Genomic DNA, 2,946 nt, shown 5'->3' on the forward strand with positions numbered 1-2,946 from the left:
GGATGTTGGTCTCCTGACCGTAACGCGAGCGCGCCGCCTTCTGGATCGCATCGGCCATGGCGGCGATGACGATCGACTTGTCGATCGACTTTTCACGCGCGACCGCGTCGGCGATCTGCAGCAATTCAAGTCTGTTGGCGCTTACAACCATCGTTTTTCTCCCGAGCTTGTTTGCCGGACCTTTGCGCCCGGCAGCTCAATCATAGTTCCTGTTCGTGTTCTTCCGTGGCGTCCGCTTCCGCACCCGACTCGTCGTCGTCCGGTTCGCCACGGCGCTTCTTGGCTTCCTTGCGCGCCCTGTTGTCCTTCGACAGGGCATCGCGGATGAGATCGTCGGTCAGGATCAGGCGCACATCGGCAATCGCGTCATAGGGGACGCGCACCGTCGGCTCCTCGCCATAGGCTGCCTTGTCGCGCTCGATCAGCACATCGTCTTCGCCGGCTTCGGCGATCTTGCCCTTGAAGCGCTTGCGGTCGGCGACGACGATCGATGTTTCCATTTTCACCAGATGACCCGTCCAGGTCGTGAAATCCGATTTGCGGACCAGCGGCCGGTCGATGCCGGGCGACGAGACTTCAAGATGGTAGGCCTTTTCGATCGGATCATCGACATCGAGCGCCGGCGACACCGCGCGGCTGACCTCTTCGCAATCCTCGACGGTCATGGTGCCGTCCTCGCGTTCGGCCATGATCTGCAGCGTCAGCCCGTTCTGGCCCGACAGATGCACCCGCACGAGGCGGAAGCCGATGCCGCGCAGAACCGGCTGGACGATCAGCGCGATGCGCGCATCGATGCCGCTTTCGCGGATGATGCGATCGTCGCCCTCGCTTGCCGTTGCAGTCATTGAAGCCCTGTCGTTCTCTACCAAGTTATCGGCAGGTAATAAAAAAGAGCGGGACCGGGTGGACCCACTCTTCGTCATACCGACCAAGAATTTGAGGCTGATATAGACGATCGCGGCCTGTGTTTCAAGCCCGCTATGCTGGTCGGGCAACGCTGCCATCGAGGTGGCCCCCGCCAGCGTTGCATGGAGCGCATGGCGCCCATGCGGCGGCCCCAATGGGATTGGCGCTGAAACGCACCTACTTACGCTGCGCTGCACAAAGGTGGCCGTGCGTCACACGTGCGCGAAAGGACATGATCATGAGCAATCGCAAGATATTTTCTGCAATAGGCGACTTCTTCACCGTATTCGGCAGCGCCGTGGCCGCTTCACGGGCCGTAGAAGCCGGTCGCAGGCCGCGCGCCGACGACCTGCGCAACCTCGGCGTCGAGCCTGCCGCCTTCGATCGCATCGGCCGCCGATTCTAGCTTTGACGCAATTCCGGACGGAAAACCGTTTCACACTTTTCCTGGAATTGCTCTAAGACCGCGAGCCTATTTCCGAATGAAGGTAAGATAGGCCGGCCGCCGGCCCTCACGAATGGCCTTGGCCTCGTAACGGGTGCCCGGCCAACCATCATAGGGCCGGTGCCAGTCCGCCGCCTCGCAAGCCTGCCATGCGAACGCGCCATGCGCGCGGCAATGCAGCAAGGTCCAGTTGACATAAGTGTCGATGTCGGAGGCGAAGCGGAATTTTGAACCAGGCTTCAGCACGCGCGCGAACCGCTCGAGATTGACCGGGCTTACGAAACGTCGCTTCCAGTGTTTCTTCTTCGGCCAGGGGTCGGGATAGAGCAGATCGAGGCCGCCGAGCGAGGCCTGCGGCAGCCAGTCGAGCAGCCTTGTGGCGTCGTCGTCATAAACCCGCAGATTGGCGAGCGGTTTCTCGCGCACCGCCATCATCATCTTGGCCATGCCGTTGACGAAGGGCTCGACGCCGATAAAGCCGATCGAAGGCGCCTCGGTCGCGCGGTGCAGGAGATGTTCGCCACCGCCGAAGCCAATCTCGAGGCGAACCGCGCTGACATCGGTCTGAAACAGAGTTTGCAGATCGGCCGGCGGCTCGGCCGCCAGATCGAGCCGATATACACCGAAGCCGCTTTCCAGCGCGGCCGCCTGTTGCGGACGCATGGTCTTGCCGCGCCGGCGACCGAAAAAGGCTTCGGTCGCGCGGCTTGGTCTGTCCTTCGGATCCATGGCGGGACTTCGCGGCGCCGCTGTCAGGCGGCGACCGCGTCCTTGAGCGCCTTGGCGAGATCGGTCTTTTCCCAGGAGAAAGACCCATCACGGCCGGCCTTGCGGCCGAAATGGCCGTAGGACGACGTCTTGGCGTAGATCGGTTTGTTGAGATCGAGGTGACGGCGGATGCCCGACGGCGACAGATCCATCACCGTGCGCAGCGCGTCCTCGAGCTTTGCCTCGTCGACCTTGCCGGTACCATGCAAGTCGACATAGACCGACAGCGGCTGGGCGACGCCGATGGCGTAGGAAAGCTGGATGGTGCAGCGGTCGGCGAGTTTCGCCGCCACCACGTTCTTGGCCAGGTAGCGCGCCGCATAGGCTGCCGAACGATCCACCTTGGTGGTGTCCTTGCCGGAGAAAGCGCCGCCGCCATGGGGTGCGGCACCACCGTAGGTGTCGACGATGATCTTGCGGCCGGTCAGGCCGGCGTCGCCGTCCGGCCCGCCGATGACGAACTTGCCGGTCGGATTGATGTACCACATGCAATCGTCGGCGATCTTGAGGTCGCCCAGCGCCTCGCGGATATAGGGTTCGACGACCTTGCGGACCTTCTTTGAATCCCAGCTCGCATCGAGATGCTGCGTGGACAGCACGATCTGCGTCGCCTCGGCGGCCTTGCCATCGACATAGCGAACGGTGACCTGGCTCTTGGCATCCGGCCCGAGCCTGCCGGCTTCACCGCTGCCTTCGTGACGGGCAGCAGCCAGCAGTTCGAGGATCTTGTGGCTGTAGTAGATCGGCGCCGGCATCAAATCCGGCGTCTCGCGGCAGGCATAACCGAACATGATGCCCTGGTCGCCGGCACCCTCTTCGCCCTGACG

At 62.8% G+C, this 2,946-nt stretch carries 5 protein-coding genes; 1 reads left to right on the forward strand and 4 read right to left on the reverse strand.

Going from position 1 to position 2,946, the window contains the following annotated elements; translation table 11 throughout:
- Together EN884_RS40210 and rimP are read right to left on the reverse strand one after the other, a co-directional pair.
- On the reverse strand, positions 1 to 151 hold a 151-nt coding region (locus EN884_RS40210), incomplete at its 3' end, for a NusA N-terminal domain-containing protein (RefSeq protein ID WP_164895274.1).
- Between the two features lie 49 nt (positions 152 to 200).
- Positions 201 to 845, reverse strand: a complete 645-nt coding sequence (gene rimP / locus EN884_RS31360) for a ribosome maturation factor RimP (protein ID WP_013527897.1) — start codon at positions 843 to 845, stop codon at positions 201 to 203.
- A 299-nt stretch (positions 846 to 1,144) separates the two neighbouring features.
- Here rimP and EN884_RS31365 point away from each other — a divergent pair, with 299 nt between their 5' ends.
- Positions 1,145 to 1,312, forward strand: coding sequence for a hypothetical protein (locus tag EN884_RS31365; RefSeq protein WP_013527898.1), 168 nt, complete (start codon positions 1,145 to 1,147; stop codon positions 1,310 to 1,312).
- A gap of 66 nt (positions 1,313 to 1,378) precedes the next feature.
- Here the strand turns inward: EN884_RS31365 and EN884_RS31370 are convergent, their stop codons facing one another.
- Positions 1,379 to 2,080, reverse strand: coding sequence for a tRNA (guanosine(46)-N(7))-methyltransferase TrmB (locus EN884_RS31370; RefSeq protein ID WP_024503462.1), 702 nt, complete (start codon positions 2,078 to 2,080; stop codon positions 1,379 to 1,381).
- Positions 2,081 to 2,103: 23 nt separating this feature from the next.
- The coding region (gene metK / locus EN884_RS31375) for a methionine adenosyltransferase (protein ID WP_128360949.1) at positions 2,104 to 2,946 on the reverse strand (843 nt) is incomplete at its 5' end.

Origin of the sequence: Mesorhizobium sp. M7A.F.Ca.AU.001.01.1.1 (assembly GCF_004022735.1) — a bacterium.
Taxonomy (GTDB): Bacteria; Pseudomonadota; Alphaproteobacteria; order Rhizobiales; family Rhizobiaceae; genus Mesorhizobium; species Mesorhizobium ciceri.